General features: G+C 60.4%; 21 protein-coding genes, 1 tRNA gene and 2 pseudogenes. 16 read left to right on the forward strand and 8 right to left on the reverse strand.

Annotated elements, in window-relative coordinates; genetic code table 11:
- Window positions 1–189: 189 nt before the first annotated feature.
- The 3 genes from AC3WK5_RS17220 to AC3WK5_RS17230 are packed head-to-tail and all read right to left on the reverse strand — an operon-like array spanning window position 190 to window position 5,139.
- Complete coding sequence (locus AC3WK5_RS17220; protein ID WP_103319061.1) at window positions 190–2,088, reverse strand: ATP-binding protein; 1,899 nt, start codon at window positions 2,086–2,088, stop codon at window positions 190–192.
- Complete coding sequence (locus AC3WK5_RS17225) at window positions 2,085–3,014, reverse strand: ABC transporter substrate-binding protein (protein WP_103319064.1); 930 nt, start codon at window positions 3,012–3,014, stop codon at window positions 2,085–2,087. Before AC3WK5_RS17225 ends, AC3WK5_RS17220 begins: the two co-directional genes overlap by 4 nt.
- A 1-nt stretch (window position 3,015) precedes the next feature.
- Window positions 3,016–5,139 (reverse strand): TonB-dependent receptor plug domain-containing protein, encoded by a 2,124-nt coding sequence (locus AC3WK5_RS17230; RefSeq protein WP_103319066.1) that lies wholly within the window; start codon window positions 5,137–5,139, stop codon window positions 3,016–3,018.
- 196 nt (window positions 5,140–5,335) lie between these two features.
- Here AC3WK5_RS17230 and AC3WK5_RS17235 point away from each other — a divergent pair, with 196 nt between their 5' ends.
- The 10 genes and pseudogenes from AC3WK5_RS17235 (at window position 5,336) to AC3WK5_RS17280 (ending at window position 14,147) form a co-directional block, all read left to right on the forward strand.
- Window positions 5,336–6,361 (forward strand): NAD(P)H-dependent glycerol-3-phosphate dehydrogenase, encoded by a 1,026-nt coding sequence (locus AC3WK5_RS17235; RefSeq protein ID WP_054593408.1) that lies wholly within the window; start codon window positions 5,336–5,338, stop codon window positions 6,359–6,361.
- A gap of 31 nt (window positions 6,362–6,392) precedes the next feature.
- Window positions 6,393–6,740: a DUF4389 domain-containing protein gene (locus tag AC3WK5_RS17240; protein WP_054593407.1), complete on the forward strand. Its 348-nt coding sequence runs from the start codon at window positions 6,393–6,395 to the stop codon at window positions 6,738–6,740.
- A complete protein-coding gene (gene sixA / locus AC3WK5_RS17245; RefSeq protein ID WP_054593406.1) occupies window positions 6,737–7,186 on the forward strand; it encodes a phosphohistidine phosphatase SixA in 450 nt (149 codons plus the stop codon). Before AC3WK5_RS17240 ends, sixA begins: the two co-directional genes overlap by 4 nt.
- Window positions 7,187–7,385: 199 nt before the next feature.
- Window positions 7,386–9,053, forward strand: a pseudogene (locus AC3WK5_RS17250) (AMP-binding protein).
- Between the two features lie 30 nt (window positions 9,054–9,083).
- Window positions 9,084–9,527, forward strand: coding sequence for a hotdog fold thioesterase (locus AC3WK5_RS17255; RefSeq protein ID WP_103319068.1), 444 nt, complete (start codon window positions 9,084–9,086; stop codon window positions 9,525–9,527).
- 301 nt (window positions 9,528–9,828) lie between these two features.
- Entirely contained in the window at window positions 9,829–10,635 is an 807-nt protein-coding gene (locus AC3WK5_RS17260) for an alpha/beta fold hydrolase (RefSeq protein ID WP_103319070.1), read from the forward strand.
- Window positions 10,632–11,483: an alpha/beta hydrolase gene (locus tag AC3WK5_RS17265; protein ID WP_103319072.1), complete on the forward strand. Its 852-nt coding sequence runs from the start codon at window positions 10,632–10,634 to the stop codon at window positions 11,481–11,483. The genes AC3WK5_RS17260 and AC3WK5_RS17265 overlap by 4 nt, the downstream gene beginning before the upstream one ends.
- A gap of 50 nt (window positions 11,484–11,533) precedes the next feature.
- Window positions 11,534–12,193, forward strand: coding sequence for a glutathione S-transferase family protein (locus tag AC3WK5_RS17270; RefSeq protein WP_103319074.1), 660 nt, complete (start codon window positions 11,534–11,536; stop codon window positions 12,191–12,193).
- A 23-nt stretch (window positions 12,194–12,216) separates the two neighbouring features.
- Window positions 12,217–13,023 carry a DUF4892 domain-containing protein gene (locus tag AC3WK5_RS17275; protein WP_103319077.1) on the forward strand — a complete coding sequence of 269 codons (807 nt, stop codon included), beginning with the start codon at window positions 12,217–12,219 and terminating at the stop codon, window positions 13,021–13,023.
- Window positions 13,024–13,094: 71 nt separating this feature from the next.
- Entirely contained in the window at window positions 13,095–14,147 is a 1,053-nt protein-coding gene (locus AC3WK5_RS17280) for an AI-2E family transporter (RefSeq protein WP_103319079.1), read from the forward strand.
- Between the two features lie 168 nt (window positions 14,148–14,315).
- Here the strand turns inward: AC3WK5_RS17280 and xopAW are convergent, their stop codons facing one another.
- The 3 genes from xopAW to AC3WK5_RS17295 all read right to left on the reverse strand — a co-directional run bounded on the left by xopAW (window position 14,316) and on the right by AC3WK5_RS17295 (window position 17,071).
- Window positions 14,316–15,155, reverse strand: a complete 840-nt coding sequence (gene xopAW / locus AC3WK5_RS17285) for a XopAW family type III secretion system calcium-binding effector (RefSeq protein WP_103319081.1) — start codon at window positions 15,153–15,155, stop codon at window positions 14,316–14,318.
- A gap of 111 nt (window positions 15,156–15,266) precedes the next feature.
- On the reverse strand, window positions 15,267–16,307 hold the full coding sequence (locus AC3WK5_RS17290; protein ID WP_103319084.1) for a sensor histidine kinase: 1,041 nt from the start codon (window positions 16,305–16,307) through the stop codon (window positions 15,267–15,269).
- Window positions 16,307–17,071, reverse strand: a complete 765-nt coding sequence (locus tag AC3WK5_RS17295; protein WP_103319086.1) for a response regulator — start codon at window positions 17,069–17,071, stop codon at window positions 16,307–16,309. The genes AC3WK5_RS17290 and AC3WK5_RS17295 overlap by 1 nt, the downstream gene beginning before the upstream one ends.
- 306 nt (window positions 17,072–17,377) lie before the next feature.
- On the opposite strand from AC3WK5_RS17295, the gene pyrF reads away from it, so the two are divergent.
- A complete protein-coding gene (pyrF, locus tag AC3WK5_RS17300; RefSeq protein WP_162491267.1) occupies window positions 17,378–18,076 on the forward strand; it encodes an orotidine-5'-phosphate decarboxylase in 699 nt (232 codons plus the stop codon).
- A 119-nt stretch (window positions 18,077–18,195) separates the two neighbouring features.
- Here the strand turns inward: pyrF and AC3WK5_RS17305 are convergent, their stop codons facing one another.
- Window positions 18,196–19,200: an NADP-dependent oxidoreductase gene (locus AC3WK5_RS17305; RefSeq protein WP_103319089.1), complete on the reverse strand. Its 1,005-nt coding sequence runs from the start codon at window positions 19,198–19,200 to the stop codon at window positions 18,196–18,198.
- 232 nt (window positions 19,201–19,432) lie between these two features.
- On the opposite strand from AC3WK5_RS17305, the gene AC3WK5_RS17310 reads away from it, so the two are divergent.
- The 4 genes and pseudogenes from AC3WK5_RS17310 to AC3WK5_RS17325 all read left to right on the forward strand — a co-directional run bounded on the left by AC3WK5_RS17310 (window position 19,433) and on the right by AC3WK5_RS17325 (window position 23,836).
- The gene (locus AC3WK5_RS17310) at window positions 19,433–20,194 is read left to right on the forward strand and encodes an SDR family oxidoreductase (RefSeq protein WP_103319092.1); all 762 of its coding nucleotides are present in this window, start codon (window positions 19,433–19,435) and stop codon (window positions 20,192–20,194) included.
- Window positions 20,195–20,330: 136 nt separating this feature from the next.
- Window positions 20,331–21,737 (forward strand): aminotransferase-like domain-containing protein, encoded by a 1,407-nt coding sequence (locus tag AC3WK5_RS17315; protein ID WP_103319094.1) that lies wholly within the window; start codon window positions 20,331–20,333, stop codon window positions 21,735–21,737.
- A gap of 209 nt (window positions 21,738–21,946) precedes the next feature.
- A pseudogene (locus AC3WK5_RS17320) lies at window positions 21,947–22,975 on the forward strand (HAMP domain-containing protein); the annotation flags it as partial.
- Entirely contained in the window at window positions 22,973–23,836 is an 864-nt protein-coding gene (locus tag AC3WK5_RS17325; protein ID WP_371917686.1) for a methyl-accepting chemotaxis protein, read from the forward strand. The pseudogene AC3WK5_RS17320 and the gene AC3WK5_RS17325, both read left to right, overlap by 3 nt.
- Window positions 23,837–23,995: 159 nt before the next feature.
- Here the strand turns inward: AC3WK5_RS17325 and AC3WK5_RS17330 are convergent, their stop codons facing one another.
- Window positions 23,996–24,754 carry a hypothetical protein gene (locus tag AC3WK5_RS17330; RefSeq protein WP_054593391.1) on the reverse strand — a complete coding sequence of 253 codons (759 nt, stop codon included), beginning with the start codon at window positions 24,752–24,754 and terminating at the stop codon, window positions 23,996–23,998.
- Window positions 24,755–25,124: 370 nt separating this feature from the next.
- Here AC3WK5_RS17330 and AC3WK5_RS17335 point away from each other — a divergent pair.
- A tRNA-Glu gene (locus AC3WK5_RS17335) sits at window positions 25,125–25,197 on the forward strand.
- Window positions 25,198–25,199: the final 2 nt, after the last annotated feature.

Genomic DNA, 25,199 nt, shown 5'->3' on the forward strand with positions numbered 1-25,199 from the left:
GCGTTCATGCTTCGAACCGGCAGCCTACTCATAGACTATTGCGTTGTGGTGAAAGTCACAGCACAAGGGACATGAATGTACACTTGTGCACTGAAATTATTTTTCAAGCCCGATTCCGAGCTGTCAAGGTGCCTAAGACTGCCGCACTTTCGCCTTTCACGCCAGTCGCAGATGGAGGATCACTCCCTACTACCGTACCCAACGTTGCAGAATTTGCTGCAGATCAGCGCGTTTGAAAGGTTTGGCCAGATAATCGTTCATCCCCGCCGACAGGCAGGCCTCGCGGTCACCCTGCAGCGCGTTGGCGGTCAGGGCGATAATGGGCAGGTCCGTGCAGCCCGGCAGTTGACGGATCTGCCGGGTGGCTTCGTAACCATCGATAACCGGTAGCCGGCAATCCATCAGAATCGCCTCGAAAATCAGGCTCTCGGCACTGCGTATCGCCTGCGCTCCATCGGTGGCGACGCTGACAGTAAAGCCCAGACTGCGCAGCATAGCTTCGATGACGGTCCGATTCACCGGATTGTCTTCCACCAGCAGCACATTGCGCCCCTCGCCGTGGTCGTTGCCGGCAGGCGTGCGCGGTGCCAGGGCCGGTGGCGTCTGCCTGGACCGCGCCAGCGGAATTTCCAGGGTGAATACCGAGCCTCGGCCTTCCTCGCTCTGGGCACGCAGTGTGCCGCCCATCCGCTCGGCCAGCGTGCGCGCAATCGGCAGGCCCAGGCCGGTGCCGCCGTAACGTCGGGAGATCGAGCTGTCAGCCTGCTGGAAGGCGTTGAACATCAACTCCAGGCTTTCGGCCGAAATGCCAATCCCGCTATCGCGCACGGTGCAGGTAAACCACAGCAGTTCGTGGTCCAGCGATTGCCACTGCGGCTCGATCGTTACCCGGCCTTTCTCGGTGAACTTCAAAGCATTGCCGATCAGGTTGACCAGGATCTGCCGGATCCGCGTCGGGTCGCCCTGTACCTGCAAGGCTTGCATGTCGTCCGGGATCTGCAGCTCCAGGCTCAGGCCGCGTTGCATCGCGCTGTGCTGGAAAGCCTGGGCGCAGCTGTTGATCAGCTCGGCGAGGTTGAACGGGATGTGCTCCAGCTCCAGGGCCGAGCGTTCGATACGCGAGAAGTCGAGAATGTCGTTGATGACCTTGAGCAAGTGCTCGGTAGACTCCGACGCCAGCGCGGCGTACTCGATCTGCTCCTCGGTCATGTGGGTGGTTTCGAGCAGTTGCAGCATGCCCAGCACACCATTCATCGGTGTGCGCAATTCATGGCTCATCATCGCCAGGAAGTCGGACTTGGCGCTGTTGGCCTTTTCCGCTTCTTCGCGGGTCTGGATCAGTTGCGCCATGGCCTGATGCTGCTCGCGGCTGGCGAGCTCAAGGCCATCGGCGAGGTTGTTGATGTGGCGCGACAGGTCGCCCAGTTCTGAATCGTCGACGATCGGCAGCGGCTTTTTGTAGTCGCCTTGCTGAATCGCTTTCACCGCATTGCCCATGGCGCTGATGGGCTCCGACAAGCTGGCGGCCAGGCGCCGCGCCAGCAGGAAGGTAAAGAGTAGGGCAAACAGTGCGAGGATCGCGGCCTTGAGCAGGATCTCCTGTTGCCGCTGACTGAAGGCATCGTTGGACATGCCGACGACGACACGCCCCAGATAGTCTTCGGAAGGACCGATTGCCGGTGGTGGCCCCTGCAGGAAATCGTCGCTGAGCCTGATTCGTTGCAAGCGCACCGGTGCTTGAAAAACTTCGATCTGTTGCGAGCGTTGGCGGTTTTCCGAAGGCTGCTCGACGTGCACCAAGACCTTGTTGGCGTTGTCCTGCACCTCGAGAAAACGCACGTGCGGCGTTGTCAGCGAGGCTTTCATCAGGCTTTCGAGCACCTCATTGTTGCCGGAGATCACCCCGTATTCGGTGGCTGGGGCCAGTTGATTGGCGATCAGTTGGCCGGTGTGATTGAGCTCCTGGCGTAAATCCTGAATTCGCACGACGGTAAAGAAGCTGATCAGCAGCAACGTCAGCAGCAGCGCCGGGCCGAGGCTGATGATCTGGGTGCGGGTATTGATGCCCCAATGGCGACGCAGGTTCATGGGCGGTTTTCTCCTTCGGCCAACTGTGTTGCAACAGCCGTGGGGTCAATTTGTTCTATGCCTAAGGAACGAGCGACTTGCGGGTTACTTAATACCTTGAAGCGCTGCGGATAGAGGGTGCGCGGCCAGTTGGCCGGTGGACGGTCAAGCACGTTATCCAGAACGGCCAGCCAATCGCCCTGATCGCTGTAGGTGCTGGCCAGGCTGCCGGCCTTGACGAACCCGGCGCTGGGGCCGATCAGCGCAAGCTGTCGGGCATAGCTGCTGAGCAGCAGATTCTTGGCGGTTTTCGGGTTGTACAGGTCAGGGTCGTCGAGCCCCAACAGTACGTCGCTGTTCTTCAACAGGGTTTGCAGAGGCCGGCTGTCATTGGTGTTGTCCCAACGTTCGGCGACGATCTCCAGCCCCAGCCGGTGCGCGGCGTGGTGCAGTTCCTTGAGCAGGAATTCGCTGTTCGTCCCGTACAGCACGCCGACCCGTCGGACTTGCGGCAATAGAGCCTGGATCAGCTGAAGTTGGCGGCCCGGCGGTGGATCACTCCATAGCAGGCTCAGGTGCAGGGGCAGGGCATTACCCAGGCGCTGATGGGCTTGCAGGCGGCTGATGCGCAGCACCAGCGTCGCCGGCCCTTCGCTGTCTTGCAGGCGCCAGTCGAGGCTCGGCAGGTCAAGCAGGATCAGTCGGGTCGCGTCGGGTAGCCGGGACGGCGCGGGGAGGTCGGCAAGGCGTGCGAAGCGCACCGTGTCTTCGGGGCGCTGCTCGGCCAGGGCGCGGGTAAAGGCCTGCACGCCGGGACTGTCCTCGGCGCCGGTCAGCAACACGTCGGCAGCACGCACGGGCAAACTGCCCAGGCAGACAAGCAACAGTCCCCAAACCCAAGGCCGGCGGCTTCGGGGGGAGCGGGTACGTGTCTGGTTGAGGCCCATGTCAGAACTCTAACTCGGCGCTGAAGTAGAGCGCATGGCGCGAGTCGTAGTTGTTGTCGACGAAGGTGGTCGGCTGGCTGTCGAGGCGTTGTTGCAGGATACCGGCCAGTTCGAGATTGGCTTTGCCCAGCGCAATACGTTTGGCGATGCGCGTGTCGATACGTTCGAAGCGGTAGCCATTCAGTGCGTCGTCGCCATAGTAGAACAGTGCACTGTTCCAGCCATTGCCCCAATCGCGTAGCCAACCGGCGGAGCCGCTGTTGCGTGCGCTGAATTGTTCGTCCAGAGGGTTACTGGCCGTGGCATCGACATAGGCGTAGGTCAGGCGCAGCCGGTCGGCGGTGCTGACACGCCAGTCAAGCTGGGTTTCAGAGCCGCTGAAGCGCGAGGCATTGCTGTTGCTGGCAATGTACTGATTGTTGCGCAGCGGCTCGCTGATCATGTCGGTGATTTCGTCGTAGAACAGTTTCACGTCGACGTTCAGCCCAAGGTCAGCGAAGAAGCCGTTATACCCCAGTTCCCGCGAACGCATGTGTTCTTGAGCGAGGTTGCCGGGACCTCGGGTCTTGACGAAGTAACGGGCACTGGACTGACCGTAGGCACCGGGGCTGAGGTTGGTCACCTGATAGCTCCAGTTGACGTTGTTCTCGAACATGTCGGGCGAGCGGATGGCCTCCGAATACACCGCGCGCAGGCCGTGGCGCGGGTTGATCAGGTAATTGATTGCCACGCGCGGGGTTAGCGAGTCGCCGACCAATTCGGTTTTTTCGTACATCGCACCGCCTTGCAACAGCCAGTGCTCGCTGGCGCGCCACTCCAGTTGGCCGAACAACCGCCAGATAGAGTCGTCGAGCGTGCCATTGAAGTACGTTTCGGAGTCGGCCCGGTCGTATCGATAGTTCATGCCGCTGACCAGTCGCAGACTGTCGGACAGGCTCAGGGTGTCCTGCAATTCCAGGTCGTAGCGCGACTCGCGGGCGCTCTGGTCGATGTCACCGCAGACGGTGCGGTTGGCGCCACCTTTCCATTGATCGAGCACTTGGTTGGCCAGTGCCTGCTCGGTCGGCGTGCCGTGCGGTGCACCGGTGCCGGTATAGCTTTCCATGTGCCGCGCCAGGCGCTCGGCATAGTTGGGATCGAGCTGCCAGAGTTGGGTGAGCTGCGGGCTGAACGACACTTCGGCGTCGCAGGCGCGCCAGACCTGTTGGCGATCCCAGTGCTGCGCCGAACCCTGGACGTAAAGGCTGTGATCCGGGTTGAGCTCCAGGTTCCAGCGCAACGAACCGGCGTAATCCTTGGCGATCACGTCAGAGTTGTCGCCCGCCGAGGTAATCCCGGAAAACACCGGGCGGTAGGTATAAGGCCGCTGGTTGGTGCCGTCTTTGGCATTCAGTTGCCAATCGATGCTTTGCTGCTCATTGAGCGTCTGGCTGACGGCCAGGTTGACGCGGTTCAAGCGGCGACTGTCGCGGTAGTCTGCTCCCAGGCGGTTCGAGTCGAAACCATGGTCTTCCTGGCCGGACAGCGACAAGCGCAGGTCGCCGGTTTCCCAGCCAGTGCCCTGGCTGGCGTACCAGTCGTTGATCCCACGTTCACCGCGAGTGACTTTCAGCCGCGTGCCATGGCTGTTGGCCGGTGCGCGGGTGATGATGTTGACCACCGCCATCAGCGCGTTGGCGCCATAGCTGACGGTGTTCGGGCCACGGAACACCTCGATGCGCTCGATGTCTTCCATGGCCACCGGAATGTCACTCCAGTCCACGGTCGCCAGACCTGCGCGGTACACCGAACGGCCGTCGATCAACACTTGCATGCGTCGCGCTTCGCTGGCGTTGGTGCCGTGATAGTTCACTGCAGCCTGGTTGCCGCTGACGTTACCGACCATCATCCCCGGCACCAGCCGCAGCAATTCGCTGATGTCGCGGGCACCGCTGGCCTTGATCAGTTCGCTGTCGATTACCGTCATGCTTCCGGGCACGGCGGCCGCCGACTGTTTGAGTCGGGTGGCAGTCAATACCTGGGGCAGCGCGGTGTTGTCGAGAAACAGGTCATCGGCCAACAACGGGTCGCTGAGCATCAGCGCCAGAACCAGCGAGGAGCGAAGGTGAGGAGGGCCAACAGACACGGTACAGCCTTGATCGCAGTTGATTGCCGCGCATGTTAACCGAGCTGTTCGAGTTTTCCAGTCACGTTACCGGCATTTTCCCAGGTTTTGGAGGTCTGCTTCCTACAAGTGCCGCTAATTGATAGAGGGGCTGGCCGACGCTGGACCGCCCCGTATAATGCGGCTATCGCCACTGGTATGGATTAACGGATTGCATATGACTGAACAGCGCCCGATTGCGGTCCTGGGAGGCGGAAGTTTTGGTACCGCCGTGGCTAATTTGTTGGCCGAGAACGGTCATCAGGTCCGGCAGTGGATGCGCGACCCTGAACAGGCCGAGGCCATTCGGGTCAACCGCGAGAATCCACGCTACCTCAAGGGCATCAAGGTTCACCCTGCGGTGGAGCCGGTCACCGACTTGCTTGCTACCCTCAATGAGTGCGACCTGTGTTTCGTCGCATTGCCTTCGAACGCCCTGCGTTCGGTGCTCGCACCCTATGCCGAGCGTCTGAGTGGCAAGTTGCTGGTGAGCCTGACCAAAGGCATCGAGGCCCACACCTTCAAGCTGATGAGCGAAATCCTTCAGGAAATCGCTCCGCAAGCGCGCATCGGCGTGTTGTCCGGGCCGAACCTGGCCCGTGAAGTGGCCGAACACGCGCTGACCGCCACAGTGGTCGCCAGTGAAGACGAAGAACTCTGCCAGCGGGTTCAGGCGGCATTGCACGGTCGGACCTTTCGCGTGTACGCCAGTGCCGACCGCTATGGTGTGGAACTGGGCGGGGCACTGAAAAACGTCTACGCGATCATCGCCGGCATGGCGGTGGCGTTGGGCATGGGTGAAAACACCAAGAGCATGCTGATCACCCGGGCATTGGCGGAAATGACCCGCTTTGCGGTGAATCAGGGGGCCAACCCGATGACGTTCCTGGGGCTGGCCGGGGTGGGCGATTTGATCGTCACCTGCTCGTCACCGAAAAGCCGTAACTATCAGGTTGGTTTTGCCCTTGGCCAGGGCATGAGCCTGGAAGAGGCGGTGACCAGTCTTGGTGAAGTCGCCGAGGGCGTCAACACGCTGAAGGTGCTCAAGGCCAAGGCCCAGGAAGTCGGGGTTTACATGCCGTTGGTCGCCGGTTTGCATGCGATCCTGTTTGAAGGACGCACGCTCAATCAGGTGATTGAGCTGTTGATGCGCGGCGAGCCGAAAACCGATGTCGATTTCATCTCCACCAGCGGTTTCAACTGAGTACTCAATTTACAGAGGCAGGGAGCGAGACATGAACGATCCAAAAGTAGCAGCCAAGTACGAATCCATCCTGCTGCGCGTGCTGTGGATGCTGGTGTATGTGCTGGTCTGGCAAGTTGCGCAATTGATCCTCGGCGCCGTGGTGCTGGTGCAGCTCATCTATCGGTTGATCTACGGTGCACCGAACGCCGGCCTCATGAACTTCGGTGACAGCCTCAGCCAGTTCCTGGCGCAGATCGGCCGCTTCGGCAGTTTCCACAGCGACCAGAAACCGTGGCCATTCGCCGATTGGCCGACACCGCGTGCACCGGAAGGCGAGGCCCCGCACGCTGTCCCGCCAGCGCCGCATCCGGCCCGTGATGAGGAGCCAAAGCTATGAAACTCTGGGTGTTGCGCCACGGTGAAGCCGAGTCTCACGCCCGTAGCGATGCTGAGCGGGAGTTGACTGCACATGGCCGCGAAGAAGTGCTGCGCAGTGCCGCGCAACTGATCGGCCAGCCGATTCAGGCGATCATCGCCAGCCCGTACATGCGGGCGCAGCAGACTGCGCAACTGGTGCGTGAGGTGCTGGGTTTTGAGCCGGAGATCCGCACCGAGACCTGGCTGGCGCCAGACAGCAATCCGTTGACCGTCGTCGATCGGCTCGATACGGAGGATAACGTCCTGCTGGTCAGTCATAACCCGCTGGTGGGGAGCTTGATCGGCTACTTGCAGCACGGCCATTTGCGTGCGCCGCAGCCAATGAGCACGGCCAGCCTCGCCGAGCTGGAAGCTGATTTGCCGTTGGCCGGGGGCATGACGCTCAATAGTGTCAAGAACCCGTAATCCGGGCTTTGTGGGAGCGTGGCTTGCCCGCGATGGCATCAACACGGCATACCTGATGCACCGCGGCGCCTGCATCGCGGGCAAGCCACGCTCCCACAGGTAAGGAATCGCTCCTGATTTTTTGTATGAAATAGCCAACCAAGCAATTGCTTGGTTGGACTACGCTTGCCGCCACATCGAACAAAAAGGAGCGCATCGCATGTCCGCCGCTTTTCGTTTGCCGCTGCAAGTGTTCTACGAGCGTGAAGCTCGCCATCCCCGCCAGCGCTTTCTGGTACAGCCGATGGGCGGTGGCCAGGTCGAGACACTGACCTGGGCCGACGTCGGCCATCAGGCTCGGTGCGCCGCTCACTGGCTACGCGCCCGGGAGCTGCCTCAAGGCAGCCACATTGCACTGATCTCGAAAAACTGTGCGCACTGGATCGTTGCCGACCTGGCGATCTGGATGGCCGGGCATGTCTCCGTTCCGTTGTACCCCAACCTCACCGCCGACTCGGTGGCCCAGGTGCTCGAACATTCCGAAGCCGCGCTGGCGTTCATCGGCAAGCTGGACGATTGGCCGGGCATGTCCAGAGGCGTCAGCGCTGATCTGCCGACCATCAGCCTGCCGTAGTGTCCCGCGGGTGACTTTGATTTCAGTTGGGCCGACCTGCAACGCAGCTCACCGATACAGGACGACCCAACGCCCGACGCCGACCAGTTGGCGACGATCATCTACACCTCCGGCACTACCGGCTTGCCCAAAGGCGTGATGCACAGCTTCGGCAACCTGGGCTTCGCCACGACTCACGGCACGCAGTTGTTTGGCCTCAATGGGTCGGACCGGTTGCTGTCGTACCTGCCGCTGTGCCACGTCGCCGAGCGGATGTTTGTCGAGCTGGCGTCGATCTATACCGGGCAAACGGTATTTTTTGCTGAAAGCCTCGACACGTTTCTCAGCGATTTGCAGCGTGCGCGGCCCACGGCGCTGTTCGGCGTGCCGCGCATCTGGAGCAAATTCCAGATGGGCGTGTACAGCAGGATTCCGGCAAAGCGCCTGGATTTTCTCCTTGGCTTGCCGATCATCGGCAAGCGGGTCGGGCACAAGGTGCTTGCAGGTCTGGGGCTGGATGCCTTGCGCATAGCCTTGTCGGGCGCCGCGCCAGTGCCGCAAGCCTTGCTGCACTGGTACCAGCGCCTTGGGCTGGAGGTGCTTGAGGTCTATGGCATGACCGAAAATTGCGGCTATTCGCATATTTGCCTGCCGGGCCAGAACAAGCCTGGCTGGATCGGCAAGCCGTGCCCGGAGGTGGAGGTGCGGATCGAGGATTCGGGCGAGGTGCTGGTGCGCAGTGGTGCGACCATGCTCGGCTATTTCAAGGAGCCGCAGAAAACCGCCGAGACGATCACCAAGGACGGCTTTCTGCGCACCGGTGACAAGGGCGAGCAAGACGCCGAAGGCAACTTGCGCCTGACCGGGCGGCTCAAGGAAATCTTCAAGACCAGCAAGGGCAAATACGTCGCACCGGCGCCGATCGAAAACCGTCTGGCGGTGCATTCACGTATCGAACAGGTGTGTGTGGTCGGTGACGGCCTGAGTGCGCCACTTGGGTTGTGCGTGCTCTCGGCTGTGGGTTTGCAGGACGCCGCCAGCGTGGCGCGCAATGCCTTGCAGTCGAGCCTGGAAAGCTTGCTCGACGAGGTTAATGGCGCCCTTGATAAACACGAACGCCTGCGCCAACTGGTGGTGGTCAAGGACAGCTGGGCGGTGGAAAACGGCTTTCTCACGCCGACACTGAAGATCAAGCGCAACGTGATCGAGGCCGTGTATGGCGCACGGTTTGAAGAATGGAGTGCGCGCAGCGAAGCGGTGCTGTGGCAGGATTGACCTGAAATAAAACCAACGAAGGATGCAGTGATGATTCTGTGGCGTACCGCTCCCAACATTGAACAGCTGAACTCGATTCAGAAAAACACCATCGGCGAAGTGCTGGATATACGCTTCGAGGCGTTTGATGACGAGTCGCTGACCGCCAGCATGGTCATCGACCATCGCACCCACCAGCCCTACGGTTTGCTGCATGGCGGCGCCTCGGTGGTACTGGCCGAAACCGTCGGTTCCATGGCCAGCTTCCTGTGCATCGACCCCAGCAAATTCTATTGCGTGGGCCTGGAAATCAACGCCAACCACTTGCGTGGTCTGCGCAGCGGTCGAGTGACGGCGGTGGCGAAACCGATTCATATCGGCCGCACCACGCACGTCTGGGATATTCGCTTGAGCAGCGATGAAGGCAAGGCCAGCTGTGTGTCGCGGTTGACCATGGCAGTAGTGCCGCTGGGTGAAACACCGCCGGCTCGTTGATTTTTTACCGGGTAAGACTCGGTGACGAGAGGGTTTACTGTGGCGAGGGAGCTTGCTCCCGCTCGGCGGCGCAGCCGTCGTAAACCTGATTGACGCGGAGTGTCTGTCGATATGCGAGCACAGGTTTTGGGGCCGCTGCGCACCCCAGCGGGAGCAAGCTCCCTCGCCACAACAGCTCGCACGGGGCTGAATTGCCCATAGCCTTGGCCTGACTGTCATCATTCCTGGCAGTTACGGTCATTGCTGTAGGCTTGCGTCTTACGGACAATCAACACCTGATTTCGTTTATGGACGCGCCGTTATGCCGCAGCAGATCTTTTTCACCCATGCCAATGGCTTTCCTTCAGGCACCTACGGCAAGTTGTTTGCCGCGCTGGCGCCGGAGTATCAGGTCGCGCATCTGCAGCAGCACGCCCATGACCCGCGGTTCCCGGCCGACGATAACTGGCACAACCTGGTCGACGAACTGATCCATCACCTGAAACAGCAACCCGAGCCGGTGTGGGGCGTTGGCCATTCCTTTGGTGGCGTCTTGCACCTGCACGCGGCCTTGCGTTGCCCAGAGCTGTATCGTGGCGTGGTGATGCTGGATTCGCCGGTGCTGACCCGCCCCGATCAATGGGTTATCCGCGCCGCCAAGCGTTTTGGCTTTATCGACCGCTTGACCCCGGCTGGTCGCACGTTGGGGCGTCGCGAGGAGTTCGCCGACCTGGAATCGGCGCGCAGCTATTTCGCCGGTAAAACCCTGTTCCGCGGTTTCGATCCGGACTGCCTCGATGCGTACTTGCAACACGGCCTGCACCAGGTCGGTGATCGCCTGCGCCTGCGCTTTGATCCGGCCACCGAGATCAGCATCTACCGTGGCGTTCCGCACACCAGTCCAGGCCGTCCTCGCCAGTTGAAAGTACCGCTGGCGGTGGTTCGAGGCCGGCAGAGCCGAGTGGTCATGCGTCATCACGCAAGCTTCGTCGGGCGTATGCCGCAGGGCGAGTCGCTGACCATGCCCGGCGGTCACATGTTCCCCCTTGAACGCCCGCAAGACACCGCAACGTTGCTGAAAAACCTGTTCGGCCGTTGGGACGGGCGCAACGAGCGGAGTTGCGCATGAGCAGCGTCGAAGAAGTCCGCCTGAGCCTGCCGCACATCGAATTGGCCGCGCACCTGTTCGGCCCTGAAGACGGTCTGCCGGTGATTGCCTTGCACGGTTGGCTCGACAACGCCAACAGCTTTGCGCGCCTGGCGCCGAAGCTTGAAGGGCTGCGCGTTGTCGCGCTGGACATGGCCGGCCACGGGCATTCCGGGCATCGGCCATTGGGTGCCGGTTATGCGCTGTGGGATTATGCTCACGACGTGTTGCGAGTCGCCGAACAGTTGGGCTGGAAGCGGTTTGCGCTGCTTGGCCATTCCTTGGGTGCAATCGTTTCGGTGGTGCTCACCGGTGCCTTGCCCGAGCGCGTGACGCATCTGGCGCTGATCGACGGGGTGATTCCGCCCACCGCCGCTCACGACAACGCCGCCGAACGCATGGGCATGGCCCTGCAAGCGCAGCTGGATCTGCAAGAAAAGCGCAAACCGGTCTACCACACCCTGGATCGCGCCATCGAAGCCCGTATGAAAGGCCTGGTTGCAGTCAGTCGTGAAGCCGCCGAGTTACTCGCTCAGCGGGGGTTGATGCCGGTGCCGGGCGGCTACACCTGGCGCACCGACAGTCGCCTGACGCTGGCATCGCCACTGCGCCTGACCGATGAACAGGCGATGTCCTTCGTTCAGCGAATCAGTTGTCCTGCGCAATTGGTGGTTGCCGCTGACGGCATGCTCGCCAAACACCCGGAATTGCTGGAGCGTCTACCCTTTAGCCGTGAACAGCTGCCTGGCGGCCATCATTTGCACCTGAATGACGAGCCCGGCGCCGCCCTTGTTGCAGACTGTTTCAATCGGTTCTTCGCCGTTCCTTGACTTGCAGCGGGCAACTGTCGAGGCTGGGCGGGTTGAAAGGGGAGACAACCATGATAGATCTCTACACCGCTGCGACTCCGAATGGCCATAAGGTCTCTATCGTGCTCGAGGAACTCGGCATGCCCTACACGGTGCATGTCCTGAGTTTCGACAAAAAGGAACAAAAGGCTCCAGCGTTTCTCAAGATCAATCCCAATGGCCGGATTCCGGCGATTGTCGACCGGGACAACGGTGATTTCGCCGTGTTCGAATCCGGCGCGATTCTCATCTACCTGGCTGAACTGAGCGGAAAACTGCTGCCCAAAGACCCGAAAGGACGTTCGGTGGTGATCCAGTGGCTGATGTTCCAGATGGGCGGGATTGGCCCGATGCAGGGGCAGGCCAATGTGTTTTTCCGTTATTTCCCGGAAAAGCTTCAGGGCGCCATCGACCGCTATCAGCATGAAACCCGGCGTTTGTATGAAGTGCTGAACACGCGCCTGGAAACTGCCGAGTACCTGGCCGATGACTACAGCATTGCCGACATCGCCACTTATCCGTGGGTCCGTGGTCATGAGTGGTCTGGCGTTTCGGTCGACGGTTTACCCGCCTTGCAACGCTGGATGGCGGCGATGGAAGCTCGCCCGGCGGTGCAGCGTGGCTTGCAGATTCCGCCGCGTAACGACGACGCGAATGTCGTCAAAGGCGCTCAGGCCATGCTGATCCGATGAGAGTACCTTCAAGGTTGAACAGCATGCGCTTGATCTGTTTGTTGGGGCTGGGGTGTTTCAGTTCGCTGGTGTTTGCCGCCGATGTACCGGGAAGTCACGATTTGCCGCTGGTGCCGCGTCTGGCCGATGCGCAGATCGTCGACTATCGCCCGGCTGCCGAGCTTGAACGGATCTACCCCATGGGCTCGATCCGCAAAATCAGCGGCCAGCTACGTTTTGATGGCCAGGTCAGTGCCCGCGGAAAAGTAACCTCGGTGACCTACGAGTTGCCGCCCGAGCATTCGTCCACCGAGGCCTTCACCCTAGCTCGCGAAGCCTTGCAGAAGCAGGGGGCCGAGCTGTTGTTCTGGTGCCAGGCCCGCGATTGCGGCGAAAGCAGCCTGTGGGCCAATCAAGTGTTCGGCAACGCCAAACTCTATGGTGCCGACGATCAACAGGCTTACCTGCTGCTGCGACTCGCGGCACCGCAGGACAACTCGTTGTTGGCGCTTTACAGCATCACTCGCGGCAATCGAAAAGCCTATCTGCACGTCGAGCAGTTCGACGCCAGCACGCCATTGGGCGAGTTGTTGCCGACCTCGGCGACCCTGTTGCGTCAGCTCAAGGACACCGGCGTGCTGGACCTGCCGCGGCTGACGGGGGAGCCGCAACCGATTTGGCTGACGTTGCTGTCGCGCGGCTTGAACCTCGATACGACTTTGCGCGTCAGTGTTTCCGGAGCCAATGCCGAAGCCTGGCGTCAGGCGCTGGTCGGGCAGGGCGTGCGTGCGGCGCGGATGGAGCTCGGCAATGTGCCGGCAACTGGTCTGCACATCGAGTTCCTGCGATAGTTTTTCCCTCGGCGAACGTGCCATTGGCCGTTCGCCTACTCTTTGTTGATTGACCTTGCTCGAGATTTTTCATGATCAATAACGATCGCCTGTTGGTGCAGATCCTGCTCCTGGTGTTGTTCGGTGCCAGCTTCTGGGTGATGGCGCCCTTTTGGTCGGCGCTGTTCTGGGGCGCGGTGCTGGCGTTCGCCAGTTGGCCGCTGATGCGCTTGCTGACTCGCTGGCTCAATGGTCACGAATCCCTCGCGGCGGCGTTACTGACGCTCGGCTGGATGGTGCTGGTGGCGGTGCCGTTGGTGTGGCTCGGTTTTAACCTGGCCGATCATGTGCGCGATGCCACGGTGTTCATCAAGGACGTTCAGGTTGACGGCTTGCCGGCGGCACCGGTGTGGCTGGCCGGGATTCCGCTGGTTGGCGAGCGGCTGGTTGGGCTCTGGAACAGCCTTGATCAGCAAGGCGCGGCGCTGTTGTTGGCGGTCAAACCCTATCTGGGACAGGTCGGCAACTGGTTGTTGGCGCGCAGTGCGCAGATCGGCGGAGGGATTCTCGAGCTGACCTTGAGCATTGTTTTCGTGTTCTTTTTCTATCGGGACGGCCCACGGTTGGCGATGTTTGCTCACCGTCTGCTGGAACGGCTGATCGGCGAGCGTGCCGGTTATTACATAGAGCTGGTCGCCGGAACAGTGCAGCGGGTGGTCAACGGGGTCATCGGCACTGCCGCCGCCCAGGCAATCCTGGCGCTGATCGGCTTCCTGATTGCCGGTATTCCGGGCGCACTGGTGCTGAGTATCGTCACCTTCCTGCTCAGCCTGATTCCCATGGGCCCGCCGTTGGTGTGGATTCCGGCGACGGCCTGGCTGGCCTGGAAGGGCGAGTACGGTATGGCGGTGTTCCTCGGCATTTGGGGCACGTTTATCATCAGCGGCGTCGATAACGTGCTCAAGCCCTACCTGATCAGCCGTGGCGGCAACTTGCCGTTGGTGATCGTGCTGCTTGGGGTGTTTGGCGGGTTGATCGCCTTTGGCTTTATCGGCTTGTTCATCGGTCCGACCTTGTTGGCCGTGGCGTACAGCCTGTTGATCGACTGGAGTAACAGTCAGGCGCGGGTTGAAGAAAAGCGTTGATCAGTTGTGGTGAGGGGGCTTGTCCTAATGCCGATCAGTTAAGCCGAATACTGAACCTGTGGCGAGGGAGCTTGCTCCCGCTGGGGCGCGAAGCGGCCCTAAAAATGGGACTGCTACGCAGTCCAGCGGGAGCAAGCTCCCTCGCCACAGGTTATGAGTTCAATAGCCTCAGGCTGCGGCGCTCAGGTTTTTGCTTGAGTTCAGGGTATTGGCCTGCGAGTACTGCTGGTTCATGCTGACGATCAATTTGCTCAGCGCCTCGGCGACTGCGCCTTGATCGATGGTGCCGCTGTTCTGGCTGCTGCCTGTTTGCAGCGCCGCTTTCAACTCGTTGCTGCTGACGCCACCGCTGTTGTCCGTGTCGAGCATCTTCAGCAGGGCTGCACCATTGTCGGAGCTGCTGGTGGACGAGGTTGCGGCCAGGGCGCTACTCAGTTCGCTGGTGCTGATGCTGCCATCACCATTTGTGTCGAGCTGGCCAAACAGGGACTGGCTGGACAGTTGCTGCGGCGGCTGAGGTGGCGTGAGGGCGGCAACCAGCTCGTCCTTGCTCACGCTCCCGTCGTTGTTCGTGTCCAGCGCCGCAAACAGGCTCTTGCTGTCGGCAGTACTGCCGGCTTTCGTCAGGCCTGCGCTCAGCTCATCGCTGCTGATGCTGCCATTACTGTTGCTGTCCAGAAGGCTGAGCATGCTGTCGGCCAGTTCGGTGCTGGGCGGCTGATCATTATGGGCTTGGCAGGACGATGGCGTCATGGCGGCCATTTCCTGGCTGCTCAGACCTCCACTGTTATCGCTGTCCAGGCTGCTGAATTGCTGGCTCAGGCTGTTCAGTACGCGGCTGTCGCTTTTCTTCGCCAGGGCGCTGTTCAGCTCATCCTTGGAAACGGTTCCGTCGCCATTGGTGTCGAGCTTGGCAAACAACTCTTTCTGACGCTGCTGGAGTCGGGCGGTATAGGCCGCACTGGTGGCGCTGGTATAGCTGGAGTTACTGCTGACGCTGCCGATCATGGGCTCACTCCCTGGATGGATAAAACCGGTGAAGGCACCGGCCCATGCAGCCTCGGGGGAGCAGTTGTCGTGGGTATGTGGAATTTGTACGAATCAGCACACAGAGTCTGTTCAGGCCCGTGGCAGACAGACCACGGCAGTCAGGCCGCCGCCCGGGGTTTCTTCCAGGCTTAATGCTCCGCCAAGCCTTTCGGCGGCTTCGCGTGCGATGGTCATGCCCAGGCCTACGCCGCCGGAGTTGCGATTGCGTGAGCCTTCCAGGCGATAGAAGGGCTCGAACACCGCTTCGCGTTTCTCGGCGGCGATGCCGGGACCATGATCGATCACTCGAATGATCAGCTGTTCACGGCTGTCTTCAAGGGTAATCAGTGCCTGGCCGGCGTACCGCAAGGCATTGTCCAGCAAGTTGTTGATGCACGACCGCAGGGCCATCGGTTGAACCTGCAACGGTGCACAGTGCCCGCTGGCCTGCACGTCAGCGCCCTGGTCCTGGGCGTTTTCGCAGAGCGATTCGATCAGCGCCTGCACGTCCATCCACTGCAGGGCTTCGCTGGTACGTTGTTCGTGCAGGTAGCTGAGGGTCGCATCGAGCATGCGAATCATGTCGTCGAGGTCTTGCCGCATCTGCCCTTGCAGCTTGATGTCGTCGATCTGCTCCAGGCGCAACTTGAGCCGCGACAGTGGCGTACGCAGGTCATGGGAAACGGCGCCGAGCATCCGCGAGCGCTGCTGCACCTGCTCACGGATACGCTTCTGCATCAGGTTGAAAGTGTGCGCCGCCTGCCGTGATTCTCGGGGGCCGGACTCATCAAGCGGTGGGCTGTCGAGGTTTTCGCTGAGGCTCTCGGCGGCCGCGCTCAAGCGTTGAATCGGCCGGGACAGCAGTTTTGCACCGTACCAGGCGGCAATCACCAGCGAGATTAGCTGAAAGGTCAGCGGTACGATCGGGCCGCCAAACCAGGGCCGCGGCGGTCTGTGTTTGAACGGCGGAGGCGGTTGCCCATTGAACCCGGCGGAAAACTCCGGCGGTGGAGGGGGCGGGGGATGGCCGTAATGGTGAAACCAGAAGAACGCCAGAAGGTGCGCCAGGATAATCGCCAGCAACAGCACGCCAAACAGGCGGCCGAACAGCGTATCGAAGCGCGCACGCATCAGCCGATGTCTCGGGCGTCGAACAGGTAACCTTCGCCGCGAACGGTTTTGATCAACTGAGGCGATTTGGGGTCGTCACCGAGCTTTTGTCGCAGGCGCGAGACCAGCAGATCGATACTGCGATCGAACGCTTCGATCGAGCGTCCACGGGCGGCATCCAGTAATTGCTCACGGCTGAGCACCCGTCGCGGGCGTTCGATGAACACCCAGAGCAAACGGAATTCGGCGTTCGACAGCGGCACCACCAGGCCATCGACGGAGATCAACTGACGCAGCACGCTATTGAGGCGCCAGTTGTCGAAGCGAATGTTGGCGCGTTGTTCGGTGCGGTCATCGCGCACGCGGCGCAGGATGGTTTGAATCCGCGCGACCAGCTCTCGTGGCTCGAACGGCTTGGCCATGTAATCGTCGGCCCCCAGTTCCAGGCCGATGATACGGTCGGTGGGTTCGCAGCGGGCGGTGAGCATCAGGATCGGGATGTCCGATTCGGCGCGCAGCCAGCGGCACAGCGACAGACCGTCTTCGCCGGGCAGCATCAGGTCCAGCACCACCACGTCGTAATGCTCCGCTTGCAGCGCCAGGCGCATGGCGGCGCCGTCGGTAACGCCGCTGGCGTGGATGTTGAAGCGGGCCAGGTAGTCGATCAGCAGTTCGCGGATCGGAACGTCATCGTCAACGATCAGCGCGCGGGTGTTCCAGCGTTTGTCTTCGCCGGCTGCGGGAGCTTTTTGATCATCGTTCAGAGGAGCAGGGCTATTTTGCATGCGTACGTTCATCTGCCAGGGAGGCTGCCAACCACAAAAGATGGGCTGCGAGGTTGTGGCTTCAGCATAAGGCGTCCGGCCGTGAGGCGGGAAGTGCTGTAGGAAGTCTTGCGGTTGGCGAGGGTAGCCCTGGGCGGTGTTGAGGGCGTGTCGTGAGTGTATCTGTTTCGACACAATTGCCGGGCGTGCAGGGTTTATCATCCGCCAACCGGCACTGTTGAAGATGATTTACCGATCATCGGGTCCCGGACGGGCTCGCGTTCCGCTACAATGCGCGCCGATTTCGACTTGCCTGAGAGCCCACTCATGTCCGCCTGCCAGACTCCTATCATCGTCGCCCTGGATTTCCCTACCCGTGACGCCGCGCTGAAGCTGGCCGACCAGTTGGACCCGAAACTGTGCCGGGTCAAAGTCGGTAAGGAACTGTTCACCAGCTGCGCTTCGGAAATCGTCGGGACCTTGCGTGACAAGGGCTTCGAGGTGTTTCTCGACCTTAAATTCCATGACATTCCAAACACCACCGCGATGGCCGTCAAGGCGGCTGCGGAAATGGGCGTGTGGATGGTCAACGTGCATTGCTCCGGCGGCCTGCGCATGATGGCGGCCTGTCGCGAGGTGCTCGACCAGCGCAGCGGTCCAAAACCACTGTTGATCGGCGTGACCGTGCTGACCAGCATGGAGCGTGAGGATCTGGCCGGGATTGGCCTGGACATCGAGCCGCAAGAGCAGGTATTGCGTCTGGCGGCACTGGCAGAAAAAGCCGGGATGGATGGCCTGGTGTGTTCGGCACTGGAAGCCTCGGCGTTGAAAGCGGCGCATCCGTCGCTGCAACTGGTGACGCCGGGGATCCGTCCGGCAGGCAGCGCCCAGGACGATCAGCGCCGTATCCTGACACCGCGCCAGGCCCTGGATGCCGGTTCCGACTATCTGGTGATTGGCCGTCCGATCAGCCAGGCAGCCGATCCGGCGAAAGCCTTGGCCGACGTCGTGGCCGAACTGGCCTGATCAAACACTGAAGATCCAAATGTGGGAGCGGGCTTGCTCGCGAAGAGGGAGTATCAGTGACATCAATGTCGCCTGACACACCGCTTTCGCGAGCAAGCCCGCTCCCACATTGGTTTGTGTTAAACCTTTAGAACCAGCTTCCCAAAATTCTCACCGCTGAACAGCTTCATCAGCGTTTCCGGGAATGTCTCCAGCCCTTCGACGATGTCTTCCTTGCTCTTGAGCTGCCCCTTGGCCATCCACCCGGCCATTTCCTGTCCCGCAGCAGCGAACTGCGCGGCGTAATCCATCACCACAAAGCCTTCCATCCGCGCACGGTTGACCAGCAGCGATAGATAATTGGCCGGGCCTTTGACCGCTTCCTTGTTGTTGTACTGGCTGATGGCGCCGCAGATCACCACGCGGGCCTTCATGTTCAGGCGGCTGAGCACGGCGTCGAGAATATCCCCGCCGACGTTATCGAAATACACGTCTACGCCTTTCGGGCATTCGCGCTTGAGGCCGGCAACCACGTCTTCATGCTTGTAGTCGATGGCGCCGTCGAAGCCCAACTCGTCAATCAGGAACTTGCACTTGTCCGCGCCGCCGGCGATGCCCACCACGCGGCAGCCTTTGATCTTGGCAATCTGCCCGGCAATGCTACCCACCGCGCCTGCTGCACCCGACAGCACCACAGTCTCCCCGGCCTTCGGTGCGCCGACATCGAGCAGCGCGAAGTAAGCGGTCATGCCGGTCATGCCCAGTGCTGACAAATAACGCGGCAATGGCGCCAGTTTCGGATCGACCTTGTAGAAACCTCGTGGCTCCCCAAGGAAGTAATCCTGCACGCCCAGCGCACCGTTGACGTAATCGCCCACGGCAAAGCCCGGGTTGTTCGAGGCAATCACCTTGCCCACACCGAGTGCGCGCATGACTTCGCCGATGCCCACAGGCGGGATGTAGGACTTGCCTTCGTTCATCCAGCCACGCATGGCCGGGTCCAGCGACAAGTACTCATTCTTGACCAGGATCTGACCCGCCGCAGGCTCGCCGACAGGGACTTGTTGATAGGTAAAGGTCTCGCGGGTCGCAGCTCCCACCGGGCGTTTGGCGAGCAGGAATTGACGGTTGATCTGGGCAGTCATGGCGGGCACTCAAGGTTGAATGAAGTCTGATTGATAGACCCTCATGGCGGTTGTCGCAAGGTTTGCTGACGCAGCGAATACAGTCCGATCCAAAGGAGTGATAGTCGGGCGGGGATCTTCATCACCGCAACTCATAAGCAATCAACCGGCCCTCTGATAGTGCTGCCGCGTGACGGGGCAGGGTGCTTAGACTGCGAGAACGAGATCACCCACATCTTTCGAGGACCTAACAATGAGCATGACGTTTTCCGGCCAGGTTGCGTTGGTGACAGGGGCTGCCGCTGGTATTGGCCGCGCAACCGCCCAGGCGTTTGCTGCCGAGGGATTGAAAGTGGTGGTCGCGGACCTTGATGTGGCTGGCGGCGAAGGTACCGCCGAGCTGATTCGGGCTGCCGGTGGCGAAGCGGTTTTCGTGCAGTGCAACGTGACACTGGAAAGCGACGTGCAAAACCTGATGGCCAAAGCAGTAAGCACTTATGGTCGCGTCGACTACGCCTTCAACAATGCCGGGATCGAAATCGAAAAGGGCAAGCTCGCCGAAGGCACGCTCGATGAGTTCGACGCGATCATGGGCGTCAACGTCAAGGGCGTCTGGTTGTGCATGAAGTACCAACTGCCGCTGATGCTGGCGCAAGGTGGCGGCGCGATCGTCAATACCGCTTCGGTCGCCGGGCTTGGCGCGGCGCCGAAGATGAGTATCTATGCGGCGTCCAAGCACGCGGTCATCGGCCTGACCAAATCGGCAGCCATCGAATACGCGAAGAAGAAAATCCGCGTGAATGCAGTCTGTCCGGCGGTTATCGACACCGACATGTTCCGTCGTGCCTATGAAGCCGATCCGAAGAAAGCCGATTTTGCCGCCGCCATGCACCCGGTGGGACGTATCGGCAAGGTCGAGGAAATTGCCAGTGCGGTGTTGTATCTGTGCAGCGATGGGGCGGCGTTCACCACCGGGCACTCGCTGGCGGTGGATGGCGGGGTGACGGCGTTCTGAGGGGTTGCCTGCGACGTCGCGCCGGACATTGTGTTTCAAGGAGTTAGAGGAGGGTGTTCTAGCGGCGTTGTCGCACATCTTCATGCGAGCGCCTGTGCTTAACTGGCCCCAGAAAAACAGTTGGAGTGGGTCTCTCATGGAATTGAGAATCGATCGGCAGGCGTTGGTGCCCGTCGTGCAGCAAATTGTTGACGCCCTCGCTGGCTGGATTCGCCAAAGTGCCATTGAGCCCGGAACGCGTTTGCCGTCCATACGACAACTGGCCCGGGAAAACCTGCTCAGTCAGTCCAGTGTCATCGAGGCGTATGAGCGCATGGTCGCCCAAGGCGTGCTGGCGTCGCGTCATGGCTCGGGGTTTTTCGTTGCCGGGCCTTTGGGTGCGACCCATCGTTGCGCTGACCTAGCGGGCCCCATGGCGGCTGACGCAAACAGTGTCGGGTTGGTCGACGACCCGTTGGGCATGTTGCCGCTGGGGCGTGGTGGTATGCCCGAAAGCTGGCGCGAGAGCGACGATCTCAGTTATGCCATTCGCCAGGTTTCGCGTACCGACATGGCCGGACTGTTCAACTACAGCCCTTCATACGGGTTGCCGGTCTTGCGCCAACAGATCCTCAAACGCTTGCAACAGATGAGTATTACCGTCGATGAGAACCAGGTTCTCACCACTACGGGAGCTACTCACGGGCTTGATCTGATCGTACGGACGCTGCTCAAACCGGGTGATTGCGTGGTGGTCGAAAGTCCGGGGTATTCGAATCTGTTCAAGCTGCTCAGGTTGCATGGTGTCAGGTTGCTGGAAGTACCAAGGACCTCTCGCGGCCCGGACATTGAAGTACTTGAGGCCTTGTTGAGCGCGAACAATCCCCGTGCGTTGTTCATCAATAGCCTGTTCCACAATCCGACCGGCAGTAGCCTGGCACCCGCCGTTGCGCAACGGATCCTGCAATTGGCCAAGCGTCATGAATTAATCATCGTCGAGGATGACGTCTACGCAGACTTCCAGGGCAGTGCCGGCACCCGCCTGGCGGCAATGGATGCGGGCCAGAACGTGGTCTATGTCGGCAGCTTTTCGAAAACCCTCAGCAGTTCGCTGCGGGTCGGTTATGTGGTGGCCAGCGCTGCAATCATTGCGCGCCTGGCAGACATGAAGATGATTACCAGCCTGGGAGCATCACGGTTTTGCGAGTCGGTACTGAGCAGTCTGTTGGCCAATGGCGCCTACCGCAAACTGGTACAGCGCCAGCGTCAGCGATTGAAGCGGGATATGGCGGCGACATTGCTGGTGCTTGAAGACGCCGGCTGGGAGGTGTTCGGCAAGCCTGCGGGCGGGTTGTACATTTGGACCCGACCACGAGAGCACGAATCGGCATGGGTGCGCACGCTGGCTCACTCATTCGGTATCGTGCTGTCCTCCAGGACGGCCTTCAGCCCCAGTGGCGAGACTATCGATTGGCTGCGTATCAATGTGGCTTATGCCAGCGATCCTCGGGCGCAGGCGTTTTTTCAGGCGTGCGCCTTACCGGATCGACTTCGACCGTTCTGAAAACGACTCACGCGTAGCTTTTTGCCATTATCGCGGCGCCAAAGGCTTGTGCTTGGGTGCACCCCATTGCGAATCTGCAACAACAGAAAATGGTCGTGTTGCCATTGAGTATGGGAAGGGGGTTACGAGCAATGATTTCGGCCGTGCAAGGACGTTTTGCCAACCTCGGTATGGCAAAAAAACTGGGTGTCGGTTTTATTCTGGTCCTGATGTTGACGGCCGTGGTGGCCGCTATCGGCGTCTGGTCCTTGCAAACCATCAGCCAGCGCTTCGACGGGCTCAAGCAGATGTCGTCGCTCAACAGTGGCCTGCTCAAGGTGCGTTTGCTTGAGCAGGAATACGCCTTGCACAGTGATCCGAAAACCGTCGATGCCTTGCACAAGGGTGTTGACGCGTTGGTCGCCCTCGCAACGCAACTCAAGGCTCAGTCGGCAGCTAACGTTCCGGTGATGAATGATGTCGAGCAGTCGCTGGGGGCTTACCGCAAAGCCTTCGATGAATTCGTCGAACTGACCCAGTCCAAGGAACTGGCGCTGGAAATGGCCAGTTGGTCGGTGTCCAGCGTGGCCAATAACCTTGATGTGCTGCAGGCTGGCCTTGCCGACGATGGCGCTTATGCGCTCAAGGATACGCAAGGCAAGGAGGGCGCTGAGTTTATCGAGCAGGCCAATCAGGTCAGTCAGGTATCGAGGCTGATGTTGCAGGCCATGAATGAGGCGCGAGTGCGCCTGGATCAAAGCCGCAAGGCCAGTGCCGAAAGTGCCGAGCAAGGCAAGATTGAACAGGCCGACCAGGCATTGACCCAGGTTGAGGCATTGAAGAGCGCGGTCAAGGATGCGGGCTACCAGACAGTGCTCAACGAAGTGGCCGGGCATATCGCCAGTTTCAGCGAAAAACTTGCCGAGTACACGGGGCTGCTGAGTCAGGAGAAAAAGGTCTATCAGCAGTTGCATGAGCGCGCCGCCGAAGTGGTGCAGCGGGTCGACCAGGCTTACGCGGCCGAGGACCAGTCGATGCAGGCAGAACTGAAGAAGAATTCGGTGTTGATCATTGCGTCTTCGGCGCTTGCGTTGCTGGTCGGGCTGATCGCCGCGTGGGTGATTACTCGCTTGATCGTTGCGCCACTGCGCAGTGTGATTCTCGTCGCCCAGAAAATTGCGGCGGGCGATCTGAGCGCGACCGTGCAGGTGACGCGACGTGATGAAATCGGCCAGTTGATGCAGGCCATGCAGCAAATGGGCGCGGGGTTGAGCAGCATTGTCAGCGGCTTGCAGGCGGGTATCGAGCAGCTTGCGAATTCCGCGCAATCGCTCTCGGCGGTGACCGAGCAGACCAACCTGGAAGTCAGCAGCCAGAAAGAAGAGACCGAGCAAGTTGCCACCGCGATGAATCAGATGACCGCGACCGTGCATGACGTTGCGCGCAATGCCGAGGAAGCTGCACTGGCAGCGCAGACGGCAGACGGCAAGGTCGAAACCGGTCAGCAGGTCGTGCGTCAGAGTATGCAGCGCATCGAGCAACTGGCTGACTCGGCGACGTCGGCCAGCTCCAGCATCGAAAGCCTCAGTGCGGAAATCCAGAACATCGGCACTGTCCTCAGTGTGATCAAGAGCGTTGCCGAGCAGACCAACCTGCTGGCACTCAATGCGGCCATCGAGGCAGCGCGAGCGGGTGAGCAGGGCAGGGGCTTTGCCGTGGTTGCCGATGAAGTCCGGGCCCTGGCCAAGCGTACCCAGCAATCCACAGAAGAAATCGAACGTCTGGTGAGTGCCTTGCGTTCCGCTGCGCAGGCATCGGTGCAGCAAATACAGAGCAGCGGTGAGTTGGTCAAGCTCGCCGTCAGTGATGCGCTACAGACCGAGAGTGCGCTGGGCAGTATCGCTGCGGCGGTCTCGCTGATTCAGCAGATGAACCAGCAGATCGCTGCAGCGGCCGAACAACAGAGTTCGGTTGCCGAAGAGATCAATCGCAGCGTGACCAGCATCCGTGCCAGTGCCGATCAATCCTCGGTGGCCATGCAAGGCAATGCCACGTCGAGTATCGAACTGGCGCAATTGGGGGTTGAGCTAAAGGGGATGGTGGGGCATTTCAGGTTGTAAGCGTGTGTGGCGAGGGAGCTTGTGCTCCCGTCAGCATGGTCCGCGCTCGGGTGCAGCAGTTGTACAGCGGTACTTGCGGTCTGACTGAACTGAGCGAAGGGGGAGGGTCGCTTCGCGACCCAGCGGGAGCAAGCTCCCTCGCCACGGGTTTTACCACTATCAGTCGTAGATAGCTTTCTTCTTCCAGTCTGCGTCGGCTTCCACGTCCTTGAGGCCTTCGGTCAACTCGTTAACTTCGCCTTCCACCGGTGCAATGTTGGTCAGCACCATGGAGTTGGCGCGTGCCAACAGTTTTTCCAGGTACTGCAACTGCTCGCTGTAAACCTGCGGGTCTTGCTGTTTACGCAAGTACTGCACGCCACGTTCGAACGCCAGGCGGGCTTGCCCGGGTTGTTCCTGCTGCAGTGCATGTTGGCCGAGGTTGTTGAAGAACTCGATGTGCAGCAATACCAGGATGTGGCGAACTTCACGAATCCAGCGCTTGGCTTCGTTGGTTGGCAGGAAACCGTCCTGTGCTGCGCGAGTGATCTGGCCATGCAAGGCTTCAAGCAAAAAGCGTACGTCCTTGGCCTTGGCTTCAGTCTGGATCGGTGCCGGCGGGTTGTTGACCGGAATCGATTCACCTCGTGCGACCAGTGCACGCAGTTCCTCGATGCGGGCTTTGGCCGTCGAATTGGTTTTATCCAGATTGAGCAGGCGTTGGCAGACGTTGAGTTCCAGTCGCGTCAGCAGCAGCTTGAGCGCCGGAGTCATCAGCTGGCCAGGGAAGGTCTCGGTTATTTCGCCACAGCGGCGCAATCGATCATTGAGTTCGACCTTGGTGCGGGCCTTTTCCAGTTTATTGTTTTCCACCACATGGTTCATGTAGCCAATGGCGATCAATATTGCGATCCCGACTATTACTAGCAGGGTGATCATGAGTGGTGTCACCGTGAAGACCTCTTTATAGGGTTTGCGTGCGAGTGTAGTGGCTAAGCCTGGGGGCGCATAGGGTGGCGCGACGAGTTGGATGGAGCCTTTGCGCTGTCTATATAGGCAATGTGTGGATGGGTGCACATTGCCATCATCTGCTGAAGAGGACTATAGCGCCTTGGCGGGTGACAGAATATAGGCGTCAAACCCCGGTCGGACGAAAACCCGGAATTGCCCCTCAAAGGGGGGCGAAGTCATTGATTTAAATAAATTTATAGTTGGGGGTTGACGACCCCTCAATCCATCCATAGAATGCGCGCCACTTACAGCGGAAAGCACACAGCGAAACGCGGTAGGGAGTGAATGTTGTACGTGTGTCCCCTTCGTCTAGTGGCCTAGGACACCGCCCTTTCACGGCGGTAACAGGGGTTCGAGTCCCCTAGGGGACGCC

The sequence above is a fragment of the Pseudomonas sp. FW306-02-D09B genome (genome assembly GCF_058782685.1).

What these genes read in the sequence shown, in the direction of transcription:
- AC3WK5_RS17305 (WP_103319089.1), bottom strand. Translation starts at nt 19,200, where the DNA reads ATGACTGCCCAGATCAACCGTCAATTCCTGCTCGCCAAACGCCCGGTG.
- AC3WK5_RS17330 (WP_054593391.1), bottom strand. Translation starts at nt 24,754, where the DNA reads ATGATCACCCTGCTAGTAATAGTCGGGATCGCAATATTGATCGCCATT.
- AC3WK5_RS17240 (WP_054593407.1), top strand. Translation starts at nt 6,393, where the DNA reads ATGAACGATCCAAAAGTAGCAGCCAAGTACGAATCCATCCTGCTGCGC.
- sixA (WP_054593406.1), top strand. Translation starts at nt 6,737, where the DNA reads ATGAAACTCTGGGTGTTGCGCCACGGTGAAGCCGAGTCTCACGCCCGT.
- AC3WK5_RS17220 (WP_103319061.1), bottom strand. Translation starts at nt 2,088, where the DNA reads ATGAACCTGCGTCGCCATTGGGGCATCAATACCCGCACCCAGATCATC.
- AC3WK5_RS17225 (WP_103319064.1), bottom strand. Translation starts at nt 3,014, where the DNA reads ATGGGCCTCAACCAGACACGTACCCGCTCCCCCCGAAGCCGCCGGCCT.
- AC3WK5_RS17310 (WP_103319092.1), top strand. Translation starts at nt 19,433, where the DNA reads ATGAGCATGACGTTTTCCGGCCAGGTTGCGTTGGTGACAGGGGCTGCC.
- xopAW (WP_103319081.1), bottom strand. Translation starts at nt 15,155, where the DNA reads ATGATCGGCAGCGTCAGCAGTAACTCCAGCTATACCAGCGCCACCAGT.
- AC3WK5_RS17280 (WP_103319079.1), top strand. Translation starts at nt 13,095, where the DNA reads ATGATCAATAACGATCGCCTGTTGGTGCAGATCCTGCTCCTGGTGTTG.
- AC3WK5_RS17255 (WP_103319068.1), top strand. Translation starts at nt 9,084, where the DNA reads ATGATTCTGTGGCGTACCGCTCCCAACATTGAACAGCTGAACTCGATT.
- AC3WK5_RS17260 (WP_103319070.1), top strand. Translation starts at nt 9,829, where the DNA reads ATGCCGCAGCAGATCTTTTTCACCCATGCCAATGGCTTTCCTTCAGGC.
- AC3WK5_RS17235 (WP_054593408.1), top strand. Translation starts at nt 5,336, where the DNA reads ATGACTGAACAGCGCCCGATTGCGGTCCTGGGAGGCGGAAGTTTTGGT.
- AC3WK5_RS17295 (WP_103319086.1), bottom strand. Translation starts at nt 17,071, where the DNA reads ATGCAAAATAGCCCTGCTCCTCTGAACGATGATCAAAAAGCTCCCGCA.
- AC3WK5_RS17315 (WP_103319094.1), top strand. Translation starts at nt 20,331, where the DNA reads ATGGAATTGAGAATCGATCGGCAGGCGTTGGTGCCCGTCGTGCAGCAA.
- pyrF (WP_162491267.1), top strand. Translation starts at nt 17,378, where the DNA reads ATGTCCGCCTGCCAGACTCCTATCATCGTCGCCCTGGATTTCCCTACC.
- AC3WK5_RS17325 (WP_371917686.1), top strand. Translation starts at nt 22,973, where the DNA reads ATGGGCGCGGGGTTGAGCAGCATTGTCAGCGGCTTGCAGGCGGGTATC.
- AC3WK5_RS17290 (WP_103319084.1), bottom strand. Translation starts at nt 16,307, where the DNA reads ATGCGTGCGCGCTTCGATACGCTGTTCGGCCGCCTGTTTGGCGTGCTG.
- AC3WK5_RS17275 (WP_103319077.1), top strand. Translation starts at nt 12,217, where the DNA reads ATGCGCTTGATCTGTTTGTTGGGGCTGGGGTGTTTCAGTTCGCTGGTG.
- AC3WK5_RS17265 (WP_103319072.1), top strand. Translation starts at nt 10,632, where the DNA reads ATGAGCAGCGTCGAAGAAGTCCGCCTGAGCCTGCCGCACATCGAATTG.
- AC3WK5_RS17270 (WP_103319074.1), top strand. Translation starts at nt 11,534, where the DNA reads ATGATAGATCTCTACACCGCTGCGACTCCGAATGGCCATAAGGTCTCT.